This window comes from Mesotoga sp. UBA6090 (assembly GCF_002435945.1).
In the GTDB taxonomy this organism is placed as follows: domain Bacteria; phylum Thermotogota; class Thermotogae; order Petrotogales; family Kosmotogaceae; genus Mesotoga.
The window spans coordinates 1-3,856 of record NZ_DIXC01000025.1; the positions used below are offsets into that span (position 1 = coordinate 1).

Here is a 3,856-nt window from a genome sequence, read left to right on the forward strand (position 1 = left end):
GCTTCTGCTTGATCTCTTCTGTCAAAGACAAATGACCATTCTTGCTAAGATTCTCTATCGCCTCTTCAATAATGGCTTTGAATCTCTTGCCGCAAGGAAAGTCCAGGATCTCCCATATCTCAACAAGTTTTCTCAATACTTCAAAATCATATTTCTTCTTTCTCCCACGTTTCTTTGTGAAATTGCTTCTCTCATTCTTCTTAGAATAACCTCTCCTGAGTATCAATGACGCATAGCTCCGGTTGTACTCCGCTACTCCAATAAACTCGTCAAGAATTCTACTCTTCTCCTTCTTTTCAGCCTCCCTGTACTTCTTTGAGTATTTCTCAATCAATCCAGTCATGTCTATTCTCTTCATCTTCGCATCTACCTCTTTCAACTTGGCATTCGCGAAGATTATCCCCTTGATCCTTACCTTTCGAGTAGTTTTATTTTTGATGCAACGTTACCCTTTTCGAGTAGATTATTTGTGATGCATATCGCAATATTGACTGGCGTGGGCAAAAGAGTTATAATTGTACCAGTTGAAAACTCCCAAAGGGAGAGGGCTTTTTTGCCCTCTATTTTTTATTATGGTGGTGTTGTTTGTGGAGGACCTGAAGAAAGAGTTGCTTGAACTGGCAAACGAAGTCGCAAGTAACCTTGGCTATTCGATCTATGATCTCGGACTCTCGAGAAGAGGAAAGAAAAGACTAGTGAAAATCACGATCGATAAGCTAGATGGGTATGTATCTATTAGCGACTGCGAATTGTTCTCAGCCGAGTTTGGTAAGGCGCTTGATTCAGCGGACCTCGTGCCATTTTCATATGATCTGGTTGTAGAGTCACCTGGGCTGGAACGCGCTCTCAGAAGCCTGAAAGATTATGCTAGATTCGTAGGCGAGAAGGCTAAAGTAATTCTCCAAGAACCCGTTGAAGGGGTTTCTGTTGTGATTGGGAAGATTATCTCGTGCGAAGGCGACGTTATCACTATTGAGAGTTCCGAGAACGGTAAAGAGATAGCATTCCACTTTTCAGACGTAAGACGTGCTAACCTAAAACTATGATTTGGACGGTGAGGTGTTCATATGAATCTCAATCTCTTGGAAGCCCTGGATCAGTTGCAGGACGAAAAGAACATTGAAAAAGAAGAAGTCTTAGATATACTTGAGAAAGCACTGCAAAGTGCCTATAAGAAGAACTTTGCTTCCGAAAGTGATGTTGACGTCAGAATAGACAGGCTTACAGGAGACATAGAGGTCTTCGAAAGGCTTGCTGTAGTCCAATCAGTCGAAAACCCTTCGGTTGAAGTGACGCTGGAGGAAGCTCTTAAAATCGATTCTACAGTTGAAGTTGGCTCAATAATAGAGAAGAAACTCAACATAAAGAAATTCAAGAGAATTGCCGCTCAGACTGCTCGACAGGTTCTAATTCAGAAAATCCGTGAAAGAGAAAAGGAAAACCTGTTCGACAAGTACGTCGATATGAAGGGAACCGCAACTACTTCTGAGATATTGAGAGTTACCGCCGAATGGATTGATCTTCGAATCGGCAAACTGGAAACCAGAATTCCCACGAAGGAACTCATCCCTGGAGAACAGCCTAGACTAAATTCTCTTATGAAGGTCTTTGTTGTGGACGTCACCAGGTCTGCACGAGGACCCCGTTTGCTTGTCACGAGGCGGACACCCGAGTTTGTCATAGAACTGCTAAAACTTCAGGTTCCGGAAATTGCTGGAGGAGACGTCACAGTCAAAGCAATTGCCAGGGAAGAAGGCATCAGGTCGAAAGTTGCTGTATTCAGCCAGAATACTAAGGTTGATCCGGTGGGGGCTTGTATTGGTGAAAGCGGTACAAGAATTGCCGAAGTTTTGAGAGAAATAAAGCCCGAGAAAGTCGACATTTTGAGGTGGAGCGACGATCCAGCCGAATTCGTTGGAAATTCGATTGCGCCCGCTTCGGCTCTGGAAGTGAAAATCGCGAATCCCGAAAACCGTGAGGCCGTAGTCTATGTCTCGCCAACTCAGCTATCTCTTGCAATAGGAAAGGGTGGCCAAAACGCGAGACTAGCAGCAAAACTAACTGGCTGGAAGATAGATATAAAACCCATAATGTAACTCAGTCCGGCTTGAACGGAGGCTGATTATGAAAAAAGACCTGCTTAGGGCAGAACTGAAGAAGAGAAATCAGAGGATGACTGCTCAGCGAGAATATGTGCTTAGGTTCTTTCTAGAGGCTGAAACGGATCACCTGAGTGCAGACGAAGTATATCAGAAGGTTCAGGGAAGAAAATTCAGCATAAGCAAGGCAACAGTCTACAGGACGATCGAGTTACTTGTGGAAATCGGACTCCTCAGGAAAATTACCTTCAGAGACGGAATAGTCAGGTATGAACCGGTCAAAAAGGGAGAGCATCACCATCATCACATAATCTGTATTAATTGCGGGGCAGTTGTCGAATTTCATCTGGACAACCTTGAAGAACTTGAGGAGCTCGTAAAATCAAAGACTGGCTATACAATAGATGATCATCAACTAAAGTTCTACGGTTTGTGTCCGAAGTGCCAGAATACAATGAAAAACAGAAACAGTGACAACAATGACACCAGATAAGCCGGAAACGGTTCAAGGCGTATCGACGGAAGCGCTTCCCCAATTCTCTTCGTAGTCTCTTCGAGCAAGATCGACATGACTCTCAGGCTTCCCGAAACAAAATCGCTTATCACGCTTAGTCCCAGGAGATCTGTCACTAAGATGACTATCATTCCCACATACGCAGGAACAACAAATATAGGAACCATGATTATAGTAAGCGGTATTCCGACAATCGATAACGTTCCAAATGTGCTTAGAGAGAGTGGAATGACCGCTGTCTGTGCGATCAAACCAACCAGAAAAGCCTGGCCAATCAGATTCCTATTCTCGATTTCAGGCAAGAAGATGAGCAGAGCAGCCGTGGCAAAAAAACTCAGCTGAAAAGAGATGGATGCAACGATTGAAGGTTGAGCAATAACGAGAGTCATTCCCGAGATTCCAAGAATGTTAAGCGGGTGCTGGCGGTAATCGATTAATTTGAATATGGAATAACAGAACAGCATTAGGAAAGTTCTGAGTGCCGAGATTGCCGGGCCGGTAGACAGCGTGTAAAAGAAGAGAATCGTAATTGAGATCAGGATTCTTGTGTTTCTGCCCAACATAAGAAACGAGAGCAGAGAATGAACCAATAAATACATCAAGCCAATGTGTAGACCTGAAACGGCAAAGAGATGAGCTACTCCGAGATCTGAGATTCTCCCCCTGGTTTCATAATCGATGTGCCTTCTGTTACCGGTGAAAACTGCCGCGGCTATCGTGTTCTCCAGTCTATACTTTGAAAGTAGTCCATCAACGAATTTCCCTGGAAAAGAGATAATCTCGACTCTATCTATGCATCCTTCGACACTTGAAACAATCTTGAATAGCGGATAAGACTCCTGCCTTTCCAACGTACCGGCAGTCCAAATTATCTGGCCCGGAAAAGCTGTCGTATCTCTATTTGAAAGCTTAATATTCACAGCGGGGGCAAGATTCGTCCACTCACCATCAACGAGTATCTTTCCCATACTTGCCTCGATACTTCCAGCTCCTCCTTTACAAATTCGACCAACATATTCAACCTTACCCGTGTCAGGAAGTTTAAGCGTTACGATTTGGGCGAAGCAACCTATTCCGAAGAAAACCAACCACGTCAGTGGACTGATCTGCTTCGAGGAGATAAGGAGTACAGCAGTAGCCAGAAAAACTACAGGCAACCAACCATTCTCTTTCCAAATCAGTGCAAAAACAAGCAGTTCTCCCAGCAACACCGCCAGAAGGCAGTAGAGAAATGGGAAAGCCG

Annotated in this window: 4 protein-coding genes and 1 pseudogene; 3 read left to right on the forward strand and 2 right to left on the reverse strand. The window is 44.2% G+C overall.

Annotation, left to right across the window (positions count from 1 at the left end):
- Positions 1–358, reverse strand: a pseudogene (locus B3K42_RS04130) (ISNCY family transposase); the annotation flags it as partial.
- Positions 359–587: 229 nt separating this feature from the next.
- Here B3K42_RS04130 and rimP point away from each other — a divergent pair.
- The 3 genes from rimP to B3K42_RS04145 are packed head-to-tail and all read left to right on the forward strand — an operon-like array spanning position 588 to position 2,592.
- Positions 588–1,046 (forward strand): ribosome maturation factor RimP, encoded by a 459-nt coding sequence (gene rimP / locus B3K42_RS04135; RefSeq protein ID WP_258367117.1) that lies wholly within the window; start codon positions 588–590, stop codon positions 1,044–1,046.
- A gap of 21 nt (positions 1,047–1,067) precedes the next feature.
- Positions 1,068–2,096, forward strand: coding sequence for a transcription termination factor NusA (nusA, locus tag B3K42_RS04140; protein ID WP_110989855.1), 1,029 nt, complete (start codon positions 1,068–1,070; stop codon positions 2,094–2,096).
- A gap of 28 nt (positions 2,097–2,124) precedes the next feature.
- On the forward strand, positions 2,125–2,592 hold the full coding sequence (locus tag B3K42_RS04145) for a Fur family transcriptional regulator (RefSeq protein ID WP_110989854.1): 468 nt from the start codon (positions 2,125–2,127) through the stop codon (positions 2,590–2,592).
- On the opposite strand, the gene B3K42_RS04150 is transcribed toward B3K42_RS04145, so the two are convergent.
- Positions 2,523–3,856, reverse strand: a 1,334-nt coding sequence (locus B3K42_RS04150) for a ComEC/Rec2 family competence protein (RefSeq protein ID WP_292597027.1), incomplete at its 5' end; no start/stop codon positions are given. The genes B3K42_RS04145 and B3K42_RS04150 overlap by 70 nt on opposite strands.

Excerpts from the sequence above, each read along its gene's own strand:
- nusA (WP_110989855.1), top strand. The coding sequence starts at position 1,068 with ATGAATCTCAATCTCTTGGAAGCCCTGGATCAGTTGCAGGACGAAAAG.
- B3K42_RS04145 (WP_110989854.1), top strand. The coding sequence starts at position 2,125 with ATGAAAAAAGACCTGCTTAGGGCAGAACTGAAGAAGAGAAATCAGAGG.